This window comes from Streptomyces marokkonensis (assembly GCF_039539045.1).
Classification (GTDB): Bacteria; Actinomycetota; Actinomycetes; order Streptomycetales; family Streptomycetaceae; genus Streptomyces; species Streptomyces marokkonensis.
In genome coordinates this window covers 61,189-81,378 of record NZ_BAABCQ010000008.1, presented here as the reverse complement: position 1 = coordinate 81,378, position 20,190 = coordinate 61,189, and the positions used below count along the sequence as shown (strand labels likewise).

The 20,190-nt window shown below is 71.1% G+C and carries 14 protein-coding genes and 2 pseudogenes; 3 read left to right on the top strand and 13 right to left on the bottom strand.

Annotated elements, in window-relative coordinates; translation table 11 throughout:
• Positions 1-2,933 precede the first annotated feature (2,933 nt).
• The 3 genes from ABEA26_RS03465 to ABEA26_RS03455 form a co-directional block, all read right to left on the bottom strand.
• Complete coding sequence (locus ABEA26_RS03465; RefSeq protein ID WP_345589058.1) at positions 2,934-5,837, bottom strand: DEAD/DEAH box helicase; 2,904 nt, start codon at positions 5,835-5,837, stop codon at positions 2,934-2,936.
• Positions 5,838-5,975: 138 nt separating this feature from the next.
• Positions 5,976-7,250: a serine/threonine-protein kinase gene (locus ABEA26_RS03460; RefSeq protein WP_345589056.1), complete on the bottom strand. Its 1,275-nt coding sequence runs from the start codon at positions 7,248-7,250 to the stop codon at positions 5,976-5,978.
• Positions 7,251-7,475: 225 nt separating this feature from the next.
• Positions 7,476-8,282: a restriction endonuclease subunit S domain-containing protein gene (locus ABEA26_RS03455; RefSeq protein ID WP_345589054.1), complete on the bottom strand. Its 807-nt coding sequence runs from the start codon at positions 8,280-8,282 to the stop codon at positions 7,476-7,478.
• A gap of 475 nt (positions 8,283-8,757) precedes the next feature.
• On the opposite strand from ABEA26_RS03455, the gene ABEA26_RS03450 reads away from it, so the two are divergent.
• The gene (locus tag ABEA26_RS03450) at positions 8,758-10,422 is read left to right on the top strand and encodes an HsdM family class I SAM-dependent methyltransferase (protein ID WP_345589052.1); all 1,665 of its coding nucleotides are present in this window, start codon (positions 8,758-8,760) and stop codon (positions 10,420-10,422) included.
• A 7-nt stretch (positions 10,423-10,429) separates the two neighbouring features.
• Here ABEA26_RS03450 and ABEA26_RS03445 read toward each other — a convergent pair whose 3' ends face one another.
• The 8 genes and pseudogenes from ABEA26_RS03445 to ABEA26_RS03410 all read right to left on the bottom strand — a co-directional run bounded on the left by ABEA26_RS03445 (position 10,430) and on the right by ABEA26_RS03410 (position 16,277).
• The gene (locus ABEA26_RS03445) at positions 10,430-10,651 is read right to left on the bottom strand and encodes a 3'-5' exonuclease (protein ID WP_345589050.1); all 222 of its coding nucleotides are present in this window, start codon (positions 10,649-10,651) and stop codon (positions 10,430-10,432) included.
• Between the two features lie 31 nt (positions 10,652-10,682).
• Positions 10,683-11,141, bottom strand: a pseudogene (locus tag ABEA26_RS03440) (UvrD-helicase domain-containing protein); the annotation flags it as partial.
• Positions 11,142-11,149: 8 nt separating this feature from the next.
• The gene (locus ABEA26_RS03435; RefSeq protein ID WP_345589046.1) at positions 11,150-11,554 is read right to left on the bottom strand and encodes a DUF4357 domain-containing protein; all 405 of its coding nucleotides are present in this window, start codon (positions 11,552-11,554) and stop codon (positions 11,150-11,152) included.
• Between the two features lie 36 nt (positions 11,555-11,590).
• Complete coding sequence (locus ABEA26_RS03430) at positions 11,591-12,547, bottom strand: hypothetical protein (protein WP_345589044.1); 957 nt, start codon at positions 12,545-12,547, stop codon at positions 11,591-11,593.
• Positions 12,544-13,632, bottom strand: coding sequence for a protein phosphatase 2C domain-containing protein (locus ABEA26_RS03425; RefSeq protein ID WP_345589042.1), 1,089 nt, complete (start codon positions 13,630-13,632; stop codon positions 12,544-12,546). Before ABEA26_RS03425 ends, ABEA26_RS03430 begins: the two co-directional genes overlap by 4 nt.
• A gap of 32 nt (positions 13,633-13,664) precedes the next feature.
• On the bottom strand, positions 13,665-14,330 hold the full coding sequence (locus ABEA26_RS03420; RefSeq protein WP_345589040.1) for a vWA domain-containing protein: 666 nt from the start codon (positions 14,328-14,330) through the stop codon (positions 13,665-13,667).
• Positions 14,331-14,367: 37 nt separating this feature from the next.
• Positions 14,368-14,799 carry a hypothetical protein gene (locus tag ABEA26_RS03415; RefSeq protein ID WP_345589038.1) on the bottom strand — a complete coding sequence of 144 codons (432 nt, stop codon included), beginning with the start codon at positions 14,797-14,799 and terminating at the stop codon, positions 14,368-14,370.
• Between the two features lie 62 nt (positions 14,800-14,861).
• A complete protein-coding gene (locus ABEA26_RS03410; protein WP_345589036.1) occupies positions 14,862-16,277 on the bottom strand; it encodes a hypothetical protein in 1,416 nt (471 codons plus the stop codon).
• Between the two features lie 277 nt (positions 16,278-16,554).
• On the opposite strand from ABEA26_RS03410, the gene ABEA26_RS03405 reads away from it, so the two are divergent.
• Positions 16,555-17,217, top strand: coding sequence for a tellurium resistance protein (locus tag ABEA26_RS03405; protein ID WP_345589034.1), 663 nt, complete (start codon positions 16,555-16,557; stop codon positions 17,215-17,217).
• Positions 17,218-17,440: 223 nt separating this feature from the next.
• Here ABEA26_RS03405 and ABEA26_RS36255 read toward each other — a convergent pair.
• Positions 17,441-17,521 (bottom strand): annotated as a pseudogene (locus tag ABEA26_RS36255) (helix-turn-helix domain-containing protein); the annotation flags it as partial.
• Positions 17,522-17,715: 194 nt separating this feature from the next.
• Between ABEA26_RS36255 and ABEA26_RS03400 the strand changes: the two are divergent.
• A complete protein-coding gene (locus tag ABEA26_RS03400; RefSeq protein ID WP_345589032.1) occupies positions 17,716-18,792 on the top strand; it encodes a Kelch repeat-containing protein in 1,077 nt (358 codons plus the stop codon).
• 266 nt (positions 18,793-19,058) lie between these two features.
• Here ABEA26_RS03400 and ABEA26_RS03395 read toward each other — a convergent pair whose 3' ends face one another.
• On the bottom strand, positions 19,059-19,484 hold the full coding sequence (locus ABEA26_RS03395; protein WP_345589030.1) for a hypothetical protein: 426 nt from the start codon (positions 19,482-19,484) through the stop codon (positions 19,059-19,061).
• Positions 19,485-20,190: the final 706 nt, after the last annotated feature.

The following is a 20,190-nucleotide window of genomic DNA, read 5'->3' as shown; positions in this document are numbered from 1 at the left end:
CCAAGGAGTTGCTTACGTGAATTGTCTTCCTAAGACCGCTTGGCCTCCGACTTCTCGACGACCTTGACCCCGCCGAACAGGTCCTCCGACTCATACGTCTCCCGCGCAGGCACCCCCGCCTGACCCGGAACCGGAGCGGGAGCCGTGGACACCACCCACTCCGCCGACTGCGAAGCAACCTCCGCCGCCCGCACGTACGCCTCGTCCGACCCGTCCAGCAGCGCAGCCTCCTGCACAGGCCAGAACCACAGCGCGCACCACGCGTCCATCAGCGTCTTCAGGCGCCAGTACGGGGTGTCGACCGCCTCCAGGTCGGCCTTGACCTTCTCCCTCGGTACTGCGACCTCGGGTGAGCGCAGCCAGCCGTCCTCCGCGCCCCACACGTCGACCCGCCGTGAGATCTCCCGCTCGGAGATCTCCAGCCGGCGCACGACCAGCCCCCACAGGTACTCCGCCCGCCGAGCCAGCCCCTGCAACCGCTTGGTCTGCGTGGCGTTGGGCGACTTCGTGATCGCCTTCCGCCAGGCGGCCAGCGCCTTCGCTTCTCCCGGAGCCAGCGCCTTGGCCTCCTTCTCGGCCGCGACCGCGCCCCACTCCTTCGCCGGGAGGAGGAAGTGATGCACCGCCCCTTCAGGCAGCGCGGCCCCCGCCAGCGCCTCCGACAGAGGGAAGCGCTCCGGAGTCGTCCCCAGCCAGCCGCCCTTCTTCAGGCGCTCGGCGGAGTACACCTCCCTGCGCCCGCCGATCAACGAGTTGCCGCGCCGCAGATGCAGCCCGAACCAGGGCGCCTCCATCCCCGGATGCATCGTGTTGAGCCACAACGACACCTCCGCCAGCTCCACCGCCGTGTCGTTCAAGTCCACGCCGTAGGAGTTGTGCAGGGCGATGTACGCCTTGGCCTTCTGGAACTCGACCGCGTACTTTTCCGTGTCGATGGCGACGCCCAGCTCGTCCTGGCGGCGCCGCAGGTACTCCGCCGCGACCTGGTTGATCGCCTCGTTGAGGAACGCGCCCGAGCCGAGGGCCGGTTCGCAGATCTTCCAGTCGAGGAGTTCGCGCGCCTCGGTCACCGTGTCGTCCTGGTCCAGGCGGTGCTGCAACGCGAGCTGGACGGTGACGCGGGTCAGTGACTCCGGCGTGTAGTAGGAGGCCGAGGTCTGGCGGTCGCGGCCCGACAGGCGGTACACGAAGGCGCCCGGCGCGTACCGTACGCGCTCCTCCACGCCCGTGTCCTCGTCCTTGTGGCGGACGAAGACCTCGTCGGGATACTCGTCGGCCTTGGTCGCCGGGACCAGCCAGGAGCCGTCCTTCGGGTCGCCGTTCTTCGCGACCTCGTACAGTTCCTCGCCCGCGACGAAGCCCGAGTAGGACATCAGGCCCTCGTACACGGCGCCGAGCTGGTTGATGCCGAGCTGGGCGTAGGAGATGAAGCCGCCGCGCTCGCGCCTCTTGCCGCGGGTCAGCATCAGCAGGCGCAGCACCCGGTACAGCGTCTCGTTGCGCAGGCGGGTGTCGATGAAGCGCTCCGCGCCATCACCGTCACCACCCCCGCCGGACTCGTCCTCGATGTCGACGCGCGGGTCGGGGACGGCGTACCGGCCGATCAGCCGGATCGCGTCCGGTTCGAACAGCTTGGAGTGCAGGGGCTCGAAGCGCAGGCCCATGTCCTCCGAGGTCCTCGCGGTCACGGCCTCGGTCGTCGGCTCCGCGTTCACGCCGTGCGTGCGGCGCGGGCGGTAGCCCTCCTGGACCTTGCGGAAGAGGAGGTCCAGCGACTCGTGGAGGTAGAAACCCTTGCGGGACTTCTCGTCGACCAGGTCGCGCTCGGCGATCAGCTCGCCGAGGCGGCCGAGGCCGTAGCCCATCTGGTACTCGGGGTAGTCCGAGGGCAGGATGCCCAGCTCGGGGCGGGCCTCCGCGTACAGCAGGAACAGGACGCGGTAGAGGTAGCGCAGCGACTCACGGGTCAACTGGCTGCCCAGTTCGGGGAGTTCCTTGACCTCCTCCGGGCGGACGCCGGCCTCGCGGAGCCGGTCCAGGACCTCGTTGGCGATCAGTTCGACGCTCAGTCGCAGGCCGTCGCGCAGTTCGCTGGAGACGCCCACCGCGTGCTTCGTCGACTTGTCGAGGAGGGTGGAGAGGGGGTTCTCGCCGCCCTCCTCGGGGGTGCGCAGCGAATCGGCGCCGAACAGGGCGGCCACCGTGTCGAGTTCGCCGCCCGACTTGGTGTCGTTGCGCTCCAGCACTCCGTCCAGGGACACGGCCAGGTAGCGGCCCTCGCCCCACGCGGCCCGGTCGGCGAGTACGACCACGCCGCCGACCAGCAGCAGGACGTAACGCGGGGCGTCCTCACAGGCGAAGAGGAAGGAGGCGAGCTTGGAGCCGGTGGTGAGGGTGTGCCGGCCGTCCAGGCTCGGTTCGTCGAGCAGGCGGCCCGCGCCGTCGGGGTCCAGGGCGTCGTCGGGCTCGGCCGACCAGCCGCAGTCCAGGGCGACGAGGTCCTTCTCCACGTGGGCGACGGTCACTTCGTGGGACTGGTCGGCGCGGACGACGGTGAGCGTGCCCGGCTTGGCGTCGAAGCCGAGGGCGCGCAGCACCTCCGCGTTGAGCGCGTGGACGCGGTCGCGCCACTCGGGGGCGTCGTACGTCACGGCGTCGTCGCCGGTCGCCGCGCGCTCCTCGTCCATCGTGAAGTAGGAGCGGGCCGCGAAGTAGGGGCGGCGCAGGGCCCGCAGGCCGGCGCGCGGGGTGACGGGCAGGGCGTCCTCGGGGCGTTCGGTGCCGGCGGCGTCCTCCTCGCGCTGCTTCCAGTCGGCGAGCAGGCCGGACTTGATGTCCTTGGGGAGGACTTCGGCGAGGTAGTGCGCGGAGAAGTAGTCGCCGCGGTTGACCAGGGAGTCGAACGTCATCGTGGTGAACCTCTGGGTGATGGGTCAGGCGGCGGCGTGGGCCGGGGCGAGGACGGCGAGTACGCGGAGCATCGGGCGGCCGGTGGTGAGGAGGGAGTCCGCGAGGGAGGCGAGGCGTTCGCGGGTGCCGGTGGGGGCGGTGGCGTTGCCCGTCAGCGTCGGCTGCTCCCACGAGCCCAGGCGGGTCTTGTACTCCTCGATGGGTGCCCTCAGGGGTTCGTCCCACGCCTCACGGTGCTGTTCCAGGAACGCCTCCGCGCTGTCCAGGACGCCGGGGATCGCCTCGGCGAGGAGGGTCGTGTCGTGGGCGAGGCCGGGGTTGGCCATCGTCGGGCCGACCCGGGCGCGGCGCAGCAGCGCCACCATGTCGTCGTCGACCTCGCCGTCCGTGGTGACCGCCATCCACTTGACGACGGTCGGGCGGCCGAGGGCGTTGGAGTAGATGCCCTGGACGAGGTACGTGGGCCGCGGCACGTCGGCCGTCAGGACCGGTGCCTCCTGGCGGTCGAGGCGGACCAGGACCTTGTCGGTGAGCCACTCCATGACCGGGTGCAGGTCGGTCAGGAGGGAGATGTCCGGCCAGCTGGACGTCGCCGAGGCACGGGCGCGGGTGAGGCTGTGGTCGGCGAGCCGGCGGTTGAAGGTGACCTTCAGGCGGTCGCGCAGGCCCTGCTCGCGGACGTACTCCGGGGGCAGCGCCTTGAGGCGGTGGACCAGGTCGGAGGGCGGGACGAAGGAGAGCAGGCCGGTCTCGGGGTCGGCGGACAGGTCCAGGCGGTCGTGGGCGTCCGGGTAGACCTCGCGCAGCGCCTCGTCGAGGAAGTCGCGCGGGGAGGCGAACAGGTGGGGCACGTGTGCCCTGGGCACGGCCGAGCCGCCGTCGCCGCTGCCACTGCCGTCGCCGCCGGTGTCACCGGTTCCGGCGTCCTCCTCCGGGTCGTCACCCACGGCGCCGAAGAAGTCGGCGAGGAAGTCTTCCACGCCGTCGTCGGCGCCGGTACCGGAGGTGCGGTCGGCGTCCAGGGACTCGTCCACGCCGCGCCCCCGCAGCAGGTCCTGGATGAGGGACTTCTCCTCGGCCTCAGCCCGGTACAGGCCGGACACCGCCTCCGCCGTGCCCAGCGACCGGTGGGCCTGGGCCTCACGTTCCAGCAGGCGCTCCGAGACGAGCGTGTCGTCCTTGGCGCCGTCGACGGAGCTGGTGAGGATCAGCGCCCGGAACTGCGGTTGGTGCGGCTGTCCGTAGCGGTCGATGCGGCCGTTGCGCTGTTCGATGCGGATGAGGGACCAGGGCACGTCGTAGTGGACGAGCTGGTGGCACTGGCGGTGCAGGTTGACGCCCTCGGAGGCGACGTCGCCGGTGAACAGGATGCGTACGGGCGTGTCCGCGAGGCCGAAGTCCTCCACGCACTGCATCTGCTGCTCGTCGGACAGGCCGCCGTGCATGACCCGGGCCGCCTGCTGGGCGGCCTTCCCCTTGAAGCCGAGCGCCAGTGGCACGGTCCGCGCGAGCCATTCCAGGGTCTGCACCCGCTCGGAGAAGACCACGACCCGGGTGGCGGACTTCGGCCCGACGCCGATCTCCCGCAGTTGCTCCAGCAGGGCACCGAACTTGCCGGAGTCCGCCTCCGCCATCTCCGACGCCAGTTCGAGCAGCCGGTGCAGGGCAGTGCGCTCGGCGGCCGTCGACTCCGGCTCGTTCTTCTTCTCCAGCGTCTTGATGCGCGTACCGACCGTGGCCTTCAGCGCCGTATGGGAGGAGAGGAAGGACTTCAGCAGCGTGTACGGGAACAGCGGGACGTCACTGACCGACTTCGACCCGTCGGACGGCAACCACACCGCCGCCAGTTCCTCGAAGACCTTCTCCTCGGCGGGGGTGGCCGTGATCCGCACCGAACGGGAGGGGCCCCGGTCCGCCCACTGCCCCTTCATCTGCTCCCGCACCTCGGGGCTGACCTTGGTGCGCCGGATGAACAGGTGCTTGATGTCCTCGGCGCGGTAGTGCTCCGGGTCGCTGATCGCGGCCGGGTCGAGCAGGGAGATCAGCTCGGCGAAGGAGCGGGCGTCACCGTTGTGCGGGGTCGCGGAGGCCAGCAGGAGGGCGTCCGTGTGCGGGGCCAGCGTGCGGGCCAGCTGGTTGCGCAGGGACCCCTTGTTGATGAGGTTGTGCGACTCGTCGATGACGACCGCGTCCCAGGTGATCCGCTCCAGGTGGTGCTTGTACTGGTCGGTGTTCTTCAGGGTGTCGATGGAGACGATGACCCGCTTGAAGTACGTGAACGGGTTGCGGCCCGCCGGGATCTCCCGCTGGATGCGTTCGATGCCCACCGAGTCCAGGCGTACGAGCGGGATCGCGAACCGCGTCCACAGCTCGTGCTGGAACTGCTCCAGGACGTGTTGCGGGGTGACGACCAGGATGCGCTCACCCCGGCCGCGGCGGATCAGCTCGGCCAGGGTGAGGCCGATCTCCAGGGTCTTGCCGAGGCCGACGACGTCCGCGATGAGCAGGCGGGGACGCAGGTTGCGGCCCGACAGGGCGAGTTGCGCGGGACGCTGCTGGTAGGGGAGGGAGTCCAGGAGGAAGGAGTCGGCCAGGGCCAGGCCCCGCTCGGCCTGCGGCAGCGGCGTCTTGCGCAGCACCGCCTCCAGGAACAGGCGCGAGCGGCGGAAGTTCGGTGAGTCGTCCCGCACCAGGCGGGTCCGCCTCGGGTCGAGCAGTTCGATCCGGTCGAGACCGGTGAAGAACACCGACTCCTGGTCGCGTACGAAGTCCGACGCGCCCACCGCCTCGATCCGGGCGCCGTCGTGCTCGGTCCGCGTCGCGTTGCGCACCAGCCACACCTCGTCCCGTACGAGGATCTGGGCGCCCGGCGGAAACTGGGCGTCCTCACCGTTCACAGGGGGAGCGGTGCTCAAGTCGGCGGTCACGCGGGTGCCTCCTGGGCGTTCGTGTCGTCGGGGTGGCGGGGTCCCGTGCCGGGCGGCCGGCGAAGGCGCGGCCGGACCGGCGGAACGTGTGGTCGGGGGGTGATGGTGCGGCCCGGTGGTGCGGACCGGGCCGGGTTCTCAGAACGGGGCCTTCGCCGCGTACACGGAACGGAGGCGCTCCGCCGTCCTGCGGGCCTGCACGGAGTGCCGCAGCGTGTGCGCTCGCTCCGTGGGCCGCCCGGAGGGCGCGAGCGGGCGGCCGGGCACCGGTTTCTCGCCGCGGGAGCCGCCGGAAGGATCCCGCGGCGCGGATGGCGCGGGGCCGGGGGAGTCCGGAACCGCCGGGCCGACGGGCGCGAGCGTTTCGATCACGGTGGGGGAGGGCGCCGGGGTCTCGGAGGGGACCGGCGCCGGGGCATCGGGAGGGACCGGCGGGTCCAGGTCGGCCGGGGTGAGCTCGGTGCCCGGAGCGTCACTCACGGGGGCGGGCCACAGGACGGTGGTGGACTGGCCGGAGGACGGTGCCCCGGGCCGTCGGCCCGCGGTGTGCGCGGTGAGCCTGCGACGCGCCTGGGCGATCTTCATGCCGTGGGCCTCGATGACCGAGCGGCACTGCCGCACCACATCGGTCAGTGACGGGCGGTCCTCGGGGCCCTGGGCGAGCATGCCGGTCAGGAGCGGCACCAGGTCGTCCGGCGCGCCAGACAGGTCCGGCGCCGTGTCGGGGTCGGTGACGAGGTGGAACACCATGTACGGGGTCGCCGCCTCGTGCGGGTAGTGGCCCGTCGCGGCGAAGAGCAGCAGCGCGCCCAGCGCGTACACGTCCACGGCTGCTGTCAGCGGCTTCACGCCGGCGGCCTGCTCGGGAGCCATGCAGATCGGAGTGCCGACGATCTGGTGGGAGGCGGTGAGGGAGACGTGCGACTCCGTGAAGGCCGCCAGCCCGAAGTCGATGATCTTCGGCCCGTTCGGTCCGAGCAGGACGTTGGCCGGCTTGAGGTCGCGGTGGAGCAGCCCCTGGGTGTGCACGCCCGCCAGTGCCTCGGCGACGACCGCGCCGAGCGCCGCGGTGAGGGGGGCCGACAGCGGGCCGTGCGTCTTCACGTACCGGGCGAGGTCCAGACCGTCCACGTACTCGGTGGCCAGCCACGGCTGTTCGGCTTCCGCGTCGGCTCCCAGGAACGCCGCCGTGCGCGGGCCCCAGATGGTCTTCAGCACCTCGATCTCCTGCGCGAACCGCTGACGGGACACGGAGTCCACGACCGACGGCTTGATCACCTTCAGCGCGGCGGGCTCACCACCGGGCGATTCCCCCAGGAAGACCTGGCCCATACCGCCTTGGCCGATCCGGCCGAGGAGCTCGAAGTCGCCCAGCGAGCGCGGGTCCTCGGGGGTCAGGGGCGTGGTCTGCACGTGGGTCCTCGACATTCGGTCATGGCGAGCGTCTGATCAGCCGTGATGCGCGCCTGGAGACACGGTAGTGGATGCGGTGGGGGTCGGGAACGCGGATGGCGAAACGGAGATGTCAACCACCTGAGGTGGAGAATCCGTGGAGGCCGGGGCCGGGGCCGGGGCCGGGCCGGGGCGGGGCGGGGCGAGGCCGGGCGGGTGGTCGTCGGCCGCGGCCCTCCTCCTGGTCTACGGACGTGTCCCGCCGCCCGGCCAATGCCCGGTCGCGTCACGGGAGGGAAGCAACTGCCCCCCCCCGGCCAGCCCCCGGGCCAGCAGCCGTGCCGTGTCCTCCGCCAACCGCGTCGCCCGTCGCGTCTGGGCCCGCAGCTCGTGCACGCGCCGGAACGCCTCCCCGTACGGCCGCTGCTCCTCCAGCGGCAGCAGCGGCACGCGCAGCCGTCCCGGGCTGACGTTGAGCACCGTGCTGCCCGTCGACGCGCCCGCGATGTTGTCGTCCGCCGCCAGGAAGCCCGCGAGGAACCAGGGATCCAGGCGGGCCGGGTCCGGCCGGAACAGGTGGACCTGCGCGCCGGCCTCCTCCTCGCCCACCACCCGGGCCATCGGACCGCCCCCGTTCGCGACGGCCCGTACGAGCACGTCCCCGGAAGCGATCACCGGTGCCGCGCCCCCGCCGCCCGGTTTCGCCGCGTCGCCCGTCGGGCCGCAGCCGCGCGCGATGTCCGCGGCGGTGAGGACCGGGCGGTCGTCGACGACGGCACCGTCCACGCCTTCACCGCCCGCACGTCCCCGCGCCGCCTCCGGGACCGTGCGCAACAGCGTCAGCGCGCCGCCCCGTGCGAGGTCCGACACCGTCGCCGTACGCCACTCACGCGCGCCCGCCGCGCCCCACCCCCCGTAACCGGCGGCCCGGCCGAGGGACTCCGCCGCCCGCACCAGATCGCGGCGCGTGGCGTCCACCTCGGCCGACAGTTCGGCCGGATCACCCTCCGCGCGCGACGCCCGTACGAGACGGGCCGGAGTCAGGTCCACCACGTCGTCGAGGAGGTCGACGACGCCGACCGCGCGGGCCAGGCCGGGCTCGTCCTCGAAGGCGCCCGGGTCGTTCGTGAAGGCCTGCCACGCTCCGAGCGTCCTGCCACGGATCTCGTCCCAGTCCAGGGAGGCGGAACGGCTGCCGCCCCGTGTGCGGTGACCCGTCGCACCGCTTCCCGGTCCCTCCGCGCCCTGGCGCTTTCGTGGTCACGCTTACCTGATAATGCTTCCAGTCGGTCGAATTCGGGTCGGTCGAATCCGGGTCGGTCGTATCCCGTGCCGGCGCGTACTGCGCGTACTGCGCGTACTGCGTGTACTGCGCGTACTGGCGGCCGCGAGGCGGGTGCCTGGAATGCCTGGTCTTCGCGCTCCGTGCCCGACATTTGGTTTACCGGCACATCAGCCCTCTTCGCGTTAGCGCAGTCAACAAGACGGCCGTTGAAGTGCTGATAGGTGCTGTGTACGGTTGCCTACTATGGCAGACACTCCCGCGACCCCGGCCGGCACCATGGTCACCGGCTCCGAGATCGCCCGGCTGGCGGGCGTCACGCGTGCCGCTGTCTCCAACTGGAGACGGCGGTACGACGACTTTCCCGCGCCCGCCGGTGGCAGTGTGAACAGCCCTCTCTTCGCTCTGGCCGATGTGCAGACGTGGCTGAACAAGCAGCGGAAGGGTCAGGACGTCTCGCAGGAGGTGCAGCTCTGGCAGGCGTTGCGGGCGGCATACGGCGACGACATGGTCCGGGGGCTCGCAGTGGTCGCACAGGTCCTCGCCGCCGCCGACGACGACGTACCGGACGCCAACGCCTTGCCGGAAGAGGTCGTCCGCCTGGCGCGTGTCCTCGCCGAGAGCGGGTCGGCGGGGGAGGTGGTGGAAGCTCTGGCGGAGCGGTTCACGGATTCCGTGCGCAGGGCGGGATCGGACCAGGTCACCTCACCTCGCATCATCCGAGCTCTGTGGTACTTCGCGGACCGGGTGGCGTCCGACGCCACGGTCTTCGATCCGGCGTGCGGCATCGGCACCCTGCTGCTCGCCGTCGGCCCTGACCGCGGGCCGAGACGACGCGGTCAGGAGACGGATCCCCACAGTGCCCGGCTCGCCCAGCTGCGCGCGGATCTGACGGGGCGCACCGGGCTGGAAATCGTCGCCGGGGACTCCCTGCGGGATGACAAGTGGCCGGACCTCAAGGCGGACCTGGTGGTCTGCGACCCTCCCGTGGGAGACGCGGACTGGGGACGGGAGGAGCTGTTGCTCGATTCCCGCTGGGAACTGGGTACACCCTCGCGCGCCGAAGGGGAGCTCGCCTGGCTCCAGCACGCCTACGCGCACACCGCACCCGGCGGCCGGGTCATCATGGTCATGCCCGCCTCGGTCGCCTACCGCAAGGCAGGCCGGCGCATCCGCGCCGAGCTGGTACGCCGCGGCATCCTCACCCAGGTCACGGCCCTGCCGGCCGGCAGCGCCGCCTCGCACGCCCTCCCCGTGCATCTCTGGCACCTGCGCCGCCCGTCTTCCCTCGGCGACGCCGCGACGAGCGTCCGCATGATCGACCTGACGGCGAAGGATCCCGACGAAGACCTGGAGCCCGCACCCGAGCAGATCGCGGACGTCCCCCTCATCGACCTCCTCGACGACACGGTCGACCTCACGCCCGGCCGCCACGTGCGGGAGACACACCGCGACTACGCGGCCGAGTACGAGTCCGTTCGCACGGAGTTGGCCGAGCAGGTGAGGAAGCTGGCCGAGCTGCTTCCGGAACTGGTGGCGGGCGAGGGCCCCGGTGCCCTGGACGGTTCGTCGGTGAGCGTGGCCGACCTCGCGCGCGCCGGGCTGGTCGAGTACGGCGACACGGAACCCGTCTCGACCAGTGACCAGCTCGACACGGACTTCTTGCAGGGCTTCCTGCGCAGCGCGTCCAACACCCGGCGCTCCACGAGTGCCAGCGGCACCTTCCGGCTCGACGGCAAGGGAGCCCGCATCCCGCAGATGGACATCGCCGAGCAGCGCCGCTACGGCACCGCGTACCGCAGACTGCGGGAGTTCGAGGAACGGACGCGGCGGATCGCCGAGCTCAGCAGGCAGGCGGCCGAGCTGGCCCGCGACGGCATCGGCAACGGAGCGCTTCGACCGCCGGAATGACGCGTTGTCACGAGGCTTCCGGTAAGAACGGACTGCCCTCCCCGCTCCACGAGACGGCCAGCGCCTCGCGCGCCCTGGTGCAGGCGACGAACAAGAGGCAGCGTTCCCGCAACAGGTCGGAGTCGTGCTGCAAAGCGTCCACGGCTGCCGGAGTCACCTTCCGGGTGAACGGCACCGCTCCCGCCGTCACGCCGAGCACGGCCACGCAGCGGAACTCCAGCCCTTTCATGGCGGGCATCGTGGCTGACGACCCGCTGTCACACCTGCCGCTCCTCCCGGTCACCGACGGGGGAGGACAGGACACCTTGCCGTCGATACGGGCCAACGACACCGTGCGCGTATGCGTTTTCCGTGGTCACCTCGACCCGGTCGAGCAGCGCCGCGTCACCGTCCAGGAGCAGGCCGAGGTTCTCGCGCAGCGAGGCGGCCAGTGCGTTGGTGTACGTGGTGGGCAGGACCCGCGCGTTGGGTGACCGGGTCAGCAGGTGCTTGACCAGGTGCAGGGCGGCGACCGTCTTGCCGGTCCCGGGGCCGCCGGTGACCTGTACCGGACCACCGTGCGAAACCCGGTAGGCGACCCGGCGCTGTGAGGGGTGCAGGAAGACCCGCCAGGCCGCGAACGGCTTCTCCAGGATCTCGGCGAGCTCGTCCGGTCCGCTGACGAGGGTGATCCGGCTGGTGGTGTTGGCGATGGCGGCGGCGAGCGTCTCGTCGGGGTCGGGCCGAGTCAGGCCTTGCGGGGCGCGCGCCACGAATGCCCCAGGTGGTCGACGAGCGGGAAATCCTCCTCCGTACGCCACTCGGTCAGAGCGTCCGAGCCGCGCCCGGCCACGATCGACGCGGCGGCCGACGGCGAGTTGCATTCGACGTCCCGCGCCGCCTCCAAGTAGCCGGGCCACCGCTCCGACTCCCGGAGAACTCCCTCCTCGATCAACGCCTCCCGCTGCGCCGCCGCGTACGGACCCGCACCCGGCAGGGTTTCCCGCCGCACCGGTGAACCGGCCAGCACCAGGAACTGCGGGCTGTCGTTCATCCCCTTCGAGGGCAGCACACGCCCGCGTGCGTACGGACCACCGTTCGGCAACCGCAGCCGGAACTCCGGGTACTGCGCCTGCTCCTCGCTCGTCGTCATCGTTCCCCCAACAGAAAGACCTGGCCAGTGGGAAGACTACGCGGGGTCGGCCCCGCGGAGCCTGATCGGCGTTCGGTCGCGAGCCCCGTCCAGCACGGTCCGGTCGACGGCCGGCCGGGGCCGGGGCGTGGCCGCGGTGAGCGAGATGACGCCGCGGTCGCTCAGCGCCGTCTGCCATTCGCCGGGCCTGGGCCGGGTCCCGCGCTCACCGGCGGCCTGTGCGAACAGTCTCCGTACCGCGTCGCTCTGGCGGTCGTCGAGGCAGTCCGCGACGAACGCGAGCTCCTGGCCCGGCGCGATGTAGGGCTCCTGGGCGACGACGCGTCCCGCCACGAGAGCCGTCTTGTACGCGTCCGTGTCGACCGTCGCGTCGGTGGAGGACGCGAGCGGATCGTTCCAGTCCGGAGTACCGGCCTGGGCCTGGACCGCCGCGCGGCCCACGCGCCGGAACCCGTCGCAGTCCAGGAAGTGCACCGCGGGCTCCGGGGAGACGGACCACAGCACGTTGGCCTGCGAGATGTCGCCTATCACGAGTCCGGCGTCATGGAACCAGCCGATGGCCTCGACGCAGGCCAGGGCGAGAGCTCTGCGCTGCCGAGGAGTCGGCTGCGCGACCTCCTGCCAGGCGACTTTCGGCGCCCTGATCAGATACTGCAGTTCGAGGAGTTTCGACGCCCCGGTCGAGGTGCGCCACATCATGTGGGAAGGGGCGCTCCTCATGAGGAAGCCGAGCGTCCGGCCGCTGTCGACCACACGGCACAGTGGCCAGGCGGCGAGAGCGTCAAGACGGCTCCGGTCCGCCTGAACGAGACCCTGCCGAAATGCGACCAGGTCGGCCAGGGCGTCACCGTTCACCTTGGAGGGAACCTTGTACTCCTTGAACAGCAACGGCCCGTCGCCGACCGCGTGCACGTCCCCCTGACCGCCGCTGCCGATCCGCGCGCCCAGGGCGAGGGACGACCGCGTGACGTCGGAGCCGTCCTCCACGCTCACTCCGTCTCCTCCCACACGCAGATGACCGTCCGGTCGTCGTCGTAGGACTTGGCCCTGGTCTGCGCCTGCCACAGGAAGTCGGACATCGAGGGCACCTCGGGGCCGCCCCACGCGTTCGCCAGGTGCTGAGCGAACTCGGGATCCTGCTGGGTGAGGGGGCTGGTGATGCCGTCGGTGCCCAGGAGAAGCACCTCGCCCGGTGCGGCGGGCAGCAGATGGACCTTGACGGTGCTGTAGGCGTGCGGGAGGGCCTCGGTGCGGGTGTCCAGGAGGGTGCCGTCATGGCCCGGGTCGCCTCTTTCCCACCTGCCTTCCCGCAACACGAACAGCCCGCCGTCGCCCACGCTGAACACCACGCGCTCACGGATACCGGGGTCGGTCGGCACCAGCAGGACATGCAGGGTGGTGGCCTGGTCCTGGTCGGCCCCCAGCCTGTTGACCGCGTGCGCGATCGCCTTGTTGGCGATCGCGCGCAGCTCACCTTCGTCCCGGGCCGTCAACGCCGCGTGGATGCGCTCGGCTTCGCTGTCCACCTCGAGAGCCGCCTGACGGGTGAAGCGGTACGCCCCGATGTGCGAGTACTTCGCGGATCCCACCCCGTCGGCGACCGCCAGGAGCAGGAACTCCGCCTCCGGCGGACCGACGCGTGTCACCGCCATGGCGTCCTGGCGGCAGGTGCCCTCCCAGTTGTGGGAGTCACCACGCAGCGACGCGGCCCGCACGGTCAGTCGTCCGACCTGGGCCCCGTCCAGCAGCACCGCCGGGGTGAAGGCCGCGAAATGGTCCTCGCTCCGCACAGCGGGGCACCGCAAAGGGTGGGACGGATAGCTGGGAGGCCGTCGGCCGACGTGGTCAGGCGTCCCGCGCAGGAAGGCGTCCGCGGGCTCCGCAGGCGACTGGGACGGCACGGGAAGCTCCGGTACCGCGTCCGCGGGTTCGCCCGGATGCGTCACCGGCTCCGCCGGGACGGCGGTTTCCGGCCCCCGTGGATCGTGGACGAGGATGCCGTCGGGCAGGCTTGCGAGGTGTTCGTCGAGGCGGTCGCCGTCGACCTGCCGGCCGGCGTCCCTCGGGTCATGCCGCACTCCGGGAACCTCCTCGTGACTCAGCGGGCCGCTCACAGCTTGTCCAGGGAGAGGCTGGTGAAGCCGGGCACCTGCTCGTCCATCTGAAGCTCGAAGCCGTCTCCGCCCTGGGCGGCCATGCTGGTCGCCGAGCTGACGATGGACCGGGTGAGGCTGGAGGCGAACTCCCGCAGCGCGACGGCCGGGGAGATGGAGTCGTTCTGCTGCAGAAACGCCTTGAAGTTGGCCACCTCGGTGATGGTCGCGGCGTCCGCGTCACTGATACCGAACGCGATGATCTTCGGGGCGTAGCGGAACGCGTTCAGCTCCTTGAGAGAGGTGCGCCAGCCCTCATCGGTGGGGATGCCGTCGGAGAGGAAGAACACCACGGGCCGGTACACGTCGTGCCCGTCCGCCTTCAGCGCGGTGACGTCCTTCTCGATGGTGTCCTTCAGCAGCCGGAAGGCGGCGCCGAAGGAGGTCACGCCGCCCGCCGACAGCGACGGCAGCTGTGTCAGCTCGCTCAGGTCCGCGAGCGGCTGAAGCACGGAGGCCTGCGTGGAGAAGCCGATGAGGGCGAAGCGGGTCTTGTCCGCGACACTCGGATTGGTACTGATCTCGTGGTGCAGGTCGGGCAACGCGGAGTTGATGGCGTCCACGCCGGTACCGGCCATGGAGCCGGACTCGTCGCACACCATGTAGAAGGGGAGCAGCTGCATGGGTCGGTTCTCCTGATCGGATGAGACGGCCTGGCCGTCAACGGGTGTAGAAGTAGATCTCCAGGTCGGCCGCGCCAGAGGCGCCTTTGAACCAGAAGTCCCGTGTGGTCGCGTCGGCGAACATGTCGGGGCGTGCCTTCCGCAGGGACGTGTTGACCTCCTGCGCGTAGGCCTGGCCGGCGCCGGGTTCGGGAGCCTGGCCGAAGGTCAGTACGAAGGCGGCACCGCGGCCCTCGTAGCGAGCGGTGGCTGCGCGGAGCCGTTCCGCCATCCGGGTGGTGTCACCCTTCGCGGCTTCCAGCCGGATCTTCACCGGCTTGCGCTCCACCGACCGTGGCCCCGTCGGTGCCGTCCTGCTCGGCTCGGGCGAGGGCTTGGCGTCGGCCGGTGCGGAGGGACGAGCGGAAGCCTGCGCGGCAAGAGGATCGCCGCGGTCTCCCATGGACACCAGAGCGAGTACGAGCAGCATGTCGGCGAAGAGCCATCCGGCCAGCTGAAGCGGCGTGAACCGGAGACGTCTCCTCCGCGGGCTCACCGGCCCGGTCCGATCCCGGCGCGCAACTCCTCGGCCTGCCGCAGCTCGCTCTCCGCACGCCGCTCGGCTGCCTCCGCACCCGAGCGTGCGGCTTCCGCGTCCGTCCGTGCCGACTCGGCGTCCGAGCGCGCGGCCTCCACCTCGATCCGTGCCGCCTCGGTTTCACGGAGCGCCCGTTCCAGGGCTTCGGTGACCGTGACGAACCGGTCCGTCGCCTCCTGAACGGCCCGGCTGCGCGCCTCGACGCCGAGCAGCGCCTCCCTCGACACCTCGGCGGCCTCACCGGTGCGGTCGGCCACCGTACCGAGGTCGTTGAGGAGGCGGCCGTTGACGTCCGCCACGACCTCGACACCGGTGGTGAACCCGCGCTGCGAGGCGGCCAGTACGGTCAGCGACTCCTCGACCCGCTGCGCCGCGTCCGACAGCGCGCCGCGAACGTGGTCGCCGTTGTCCCCGACCGCGGTCTCCAGCCGCTCCGCCGCGCGGGAGAGAACGTCGCGCATGCCGTCACCGGCCGCCTTGAGCTCGTCCAGTGCCCTGTCGAGGACTTCGGTCTGCCCGCCGACCGCGTCGGCCAGCCGACGGCCCGCTTGGGCCAGCGGCTCGTCCAAACCCCGTACGGCGGTCTGAATGACCGTCCCACTGTCCCGGACGGTCTCCTCGATCCGCAGCACCACCTGCTCGATCGGCCGCACGTACGCCTCCGTCTGGGCGAGACGCTGCTCCATCTTGTCGGCGGCCACACCCACCAGCTCGGCGGCTCGAGTGAGCTGTTCCTGCGTGGTGATGGCCTTGGTGTGCATGCGCTGCAGCCGGCCGGCCGCCGAGTTGAGCTCCGCCGCGAAGCGCTGGGGCGAGGCGAACCGGTGCTCGTTGAGCGAGAGCTGCGCGCGGGTGAGGACCGGGACCAGACGGGCGAGAGCCGCCCGGGACCGGCCCTGCGCCTCTTCCTCGCGGCGTTCGGCGGCGGTGCGTCGGTAGCCGTGCACGGCTGTGAGGACGAAGAGCATCAACAGGGCAAGGCACCCGCCCACGGCGACGTGGCCGAAGCGGAACGTCTCACCCAGATGCCCGTCGAACCCGGACTGCCACAACTGCAGGAAGGGCCGGCCGGCCGCCTTGGGGTCGTCTCCGGTGAGCGCCCCGTAGGCGCTGGAGGCCTGCCACAGACCGAACCAGGTGAAGAGCAGCGGCAGGAAGACCAGGGCGCCCAGGACCCAGTCCAAGGCGGAGTCGAATCGCTCCCCTCGACCGGCGTCCGCCGGTTCGGCGATGCTCTCAGGACGGGCGAAGTGGGCCATCAGGTCGAGATCGGCCCATGCATCGAGGGCCTCCACGTCGGTGGAACCGAGCGCTTGTGCCAGCGCGCGCAGCTCTTCGGCACGTGGGGCGAGCGCAGGGTCCTGCGCCATGTCTTCGAGGTGACGTGCTGTCACCCCTTTGTCGAGTCGTATCCCCGTGATCATTTCCCACCCCTGCCCGGTGACGCCGGGACTTCGTGCACATCTGAACACGGCGAGGGCAGGGCGATGGCTTGCCGCGTACACCTCGGCCGCACGGAATGAACCAATGAACTGTCGGAGACTTTCACATCTCCTTCACCGGACGCGCAATAATAGACGATGATCACACGGCTTGGACGGCGTGGCGTACGGCGGTTACGTGGATCGGTTGGGTAGGGGGCGTCCATTGAGTGGTGACGGCAGGCGGCGCGGAGTCATCGACCTGGCCGGAGGGCCGAGCGCAGGGAAGCGGTCGCAGTGGGAGCGGCTCCCGCATGCCGTGGACCTCACCAGGCAGGCGCCCCGTGCCGAGATCACGGGTCGCGGCATTCTCCAGATGAACCTGAACTGGTCGGTCGCCGCCGAGGCCGACCTCGACCTGGGCTGCATGGTCCTCACGAGCGACGGAGCGGGCGCGGCGGTCCAGCCTCTCGGAGCGCAGTTCGGCGATCTCGACGCCTGGCCCTACGTCAGCCTCGACCAGGACGACCGGACCGGCGAGACCCCCGACGGTGAGACCCTCCGCATCAGCCTCGAGCACCGGCATCGATTCACCCAGCTCCTCGTCTACGTCTACATCTACGAAGGCGCCGCCGACTTCCGTGCCCTCGGAGGGGTCGTCACGGTCAGCGCGCCGAGCGGCACCTGGCGCATCCATCTGGAGGACTCCCCGGCCGGCGCCACCTCCTGTGCGATCGCCCTGCTGACCCCGGGGCGGAGCGCCACCCTCGATCTGCGGCGCGAGGTCCGCTGGTTCACCGCCGAGCCGTTGCTGTCGAACCAGCAACTCATCGACGCCGCTTACGGTTTCGGCTTCGACTGGGTGCCGGGAGCGAAACCGCCGTTGTAGTCGGCATGCCGGCACGCGCCTTTTGTTTACTCTGCTCAGTTTCGCATTGGGTTGTGAGCACTGTCAACGCAATGATCAATCAGGTTCGCGTCGAAGATGTGTGTACTGGCAGGGAGTGACGGAACGGGACCACCGGTGCGCCCGGCACGGTTGGTCACTCCGATACGTGACGCAGGGTGCCTGTGACGCGTTCGGTGGGATGCGACGGCATGATGCTCGCCCCTAGGTCAACGGCCCGCACCCGTACCTCTTCCCGGCGCCTGCGCTGCTCGGCGGTCAGCCCGCCCCCGTCCGGATACCACATGCATCCGGCGTACCGACTCGGGCCGACGGCGCCGCCGGTCCCGACACAGACCACCCGGACCCCGAAACGCCGAAGTCGGTACTCCCACCCACGGGATGACACCCCCTGGTTGCCTCTGGTACGCACAGAAACACTGAACGGACCGAAGCCACCGGCTTCCGACCGATCTCAGGCTCTGTGACAAGGAGTTGCTCATGCAGCGGCGGACAGTCCTCCTCCTCGGAGCGGCGTTGGCGGTGTCCCCGGCCGTCAAGGCCCACGCCCACCCGGACCATCCGGACCACCCCGCCACACCCGGGGAGACGCCCCTCGTGACGGAGGGGCCCTACGGCGAGGGCTGGCGGAAGCTCGCGCCGATCGCGAGCGGCCCCCGGCAGGAGCACAGCGTCGCCGCGGTCGGCGACAAGGTCTACCTCATCGGTGGCATCGTCCCCGAGGCGTCCGGCGGCGTCACCACGACCGGACGGGTGGAGGTCTACGACACGCGTCGCGACACCTGGTCGGTCGCGGCACCGCTGCCCGTCGCGATGAACCACCCCAATGTGGCGGTGGTCCACGGCCGGATCTACGTCCTCGGCGGGCTGTCCGGCGGATCCGCGTGGCAGGCCCTGCGCGACAGTTTCGTCTACTCGCCGCGCGTCGGCCGATGGCGCCGGCTTCCCCCCGTGCCCGCGGGTGTCGAGCGGGGGAGCGCCGCGATGGGCGTGCACGGGACGAAGATCCTCCTCGCCGGCGGTATGCGTGTCCTCGTGCCGGGCGCGGGCGGCCTTCAGGACACGGTGGACACGGTGTCCGCGTACGACGTCGTGACCGGCCGCTGGAAGAGCCTGCCGAGCCTGCCGCAGGCCCGCGACCATGTGGGCGGAGCCGTCGTCGGTGGGACGTTCTACGTCCTCGGCGGCCGGGACCGGGGGCAGGTGCACGTACGGGACACCGTCTACGCCCTCGATCCGCGTGCCCGCCGGTGGTCCGAGCGGGCACCGATGCCCACCGCCCGGGGCGGCATCGCCGCCGCGGCCGTGGGGAGGAGGATCTACACCTTCGGCGGTGAGGGCCGGCACGACGGCGACAACCCGAACACGGTCTTCGACGAGACCGAGGCGTACGACACCGTGCGCGACCGGTGGCAGCGACTGGCGCCCATGCCGGTGCCGCGCCACGGCACGGCCGCCGTCGCCGTACGCGGCACGATCCACATCCCCGGCGGCGGCGTCCTCGCGGGCGGCGCCCCGGTGGAGGTCAACGACGCCTACCGCCCCGTCCACCGCTGAGCCGCCACTGACACCGGCCGCGAGGGCTCACGCGCCGTCGCGGTTCAGGCGGCTTCGCGCGTCGTCGACGCCCGCTTCAGGTCCTTGTCCGTGGCGGCCATGGCGAGAAGCCCCGAGATGTCCCGCACAAGCTGGCCTGGGCACCGACGTTTCACGGACTCTGATCTGCTGTGCCGGTGGCGGCATGCCGCCATGAAAAGGTGATTCGGTGGCGTTTGCGCCCGGCCGGAGCCGGGGGCCGGGCGGGCGCACGACTGGGTAAGTGGTCAGGAGTGCCAGCGGTCGCGGCCGTCCGAGCCGGGGCCGCAGACCATGGGGGTTCCCCTCTTGGTGACTCCGGCCGCCCCGGGCGGGGAGCAGTACGAGCCCGGGTGCACGACACCGGCACCGCTGCCGTCGGTGGAGCCGTTGGACGACGAGGACTTGTCGTTCGCCGAGCCGCCGCCCCCAGTGGTGCCGTTGTCGTCACCGTCCTCGTAGGCTGGGTCGTTGGCGGGGATCTTGTACGTCGTTCCCTTCGCCGGCGGGCACTTCTGGACGAGGTCGGCGTCGGTCCACTGGCCCAGGTCGAGGCGGACGGTGGTCGAGGAGGTGACCTTGGTGTCTTCGGCGGGGGCCTGGAAGCACACCCGCCACTCGTCGCCTTCCTCGGCGGCCTCCTCGGTCGTGGGGGTGTCGATGTCGAGGTACACGTCGTCGAGCGTGACGCGGTCGAGGTCGATGCCGCCTGGTCCAGCTCCTCGACCGCGGTGTTGTAGGTGTCGCCGACGATGTCCGGCATCACCGGCCACGGGAGCGGGCCGCCGTCCTGCTCCGGGCAGGGCTCGCCGGTCTTGACTGCAGCGAAGTCGACGGTCTTCGCCGCTGTGTCGGCCTTCTGGAAGCACACCGTCCATCCGGACCGCATGATGATCGCGCGGTCCTCGTCGGCGGCGTCATGACGACCGGGGGTGAGTCCCGCCGAACGTGCTTCCTTCTCGGCCTTGTCCAGTGGCCTGCCCGTGTAGTCGGCGATCTCGGGAGCTCTGGCGGCGGCAGGGGACGGTGACTGTTCAGCGCCGGCGCCGTTCGCGTGCTGTGCCTCGGGCTTGTCCGCACCGGCCTCGTCGAGTTGACCGCTCATGCCCGCGCTGATCAGCATGAGAAAGAAGGCACCGACCGTAGCGCCGAGCCTGGCGTACCAGCGCCATGCGGGCAGGACCCACACCGCCACCATGGCGGCGACCATCACGAGAAAGCCGAGCCCGAGGCTGAGCGCACTGAGCAGGGCGACCAGGGCCAGGAGGCCGAGTAGAGCGGGGGTGGTCTTCCACCAGGGCAGGGACGGGGGCGGGGTGGTGCCGTACGGGTTCACGGGGCGCTCTTGTTCTCTGTGTGAATGGAACCGGGCCTGAATCT